The organism is Pseudoalteromonas sp. SIMBA_162 (genome assembly GCF_046535955.1).
GTDB lineage: Bacteria > Pseudomonadota > Gammaproteobacteria > Enterobacterales > Alteromonadaceae > Pseudoalteromonas > Pseudoalteromonas marina.
Genome location: NZ_JAWJBQ010001251.1, coordinates 1 through 234 on the forward strand (window position 1 = coordinate 1; position 234 = coordinate 234).

The following is a 234-nucleotide window of genomic DNA, read 5'->3' on the forward strand; positions in this document are numbered from 1 at the left end:
CTCAGTGCCGCCGTGATTCACCTGCACGCTGCCATCGGTGTAGACATGCACCAGGGCGCCTGCCTGATTGAGGTGCTTGGCGGTGAAGGAGATGCCGAACTTGACCGGTGTCAGCGCCAGCCCCTTCCTGACCACCGGATTGGTGGCATTGAAGGCACGTATCTCGGCGCGGCGCGCCCAGTAGCGGCCACTGTCCTCGAGCTGATCGATCAGGGTCGCCAGCAGCGGGTGTTG

Annotated in this window: 1 protein-coding gene; it reads right to left on the minus strand. The window is 64.1% G+C overall.

Annotated features, from left to right (window positions below; genetic code table 11):
- Positions 1–234, minus strand: a 234-nt coding sequence (locus R0J88_RS23635; RefSeq protein WP_410901406.1) for a molybdopterin cofactor-binding domain-containing protein, incomplete at both ends; no start/stop codon positions are given.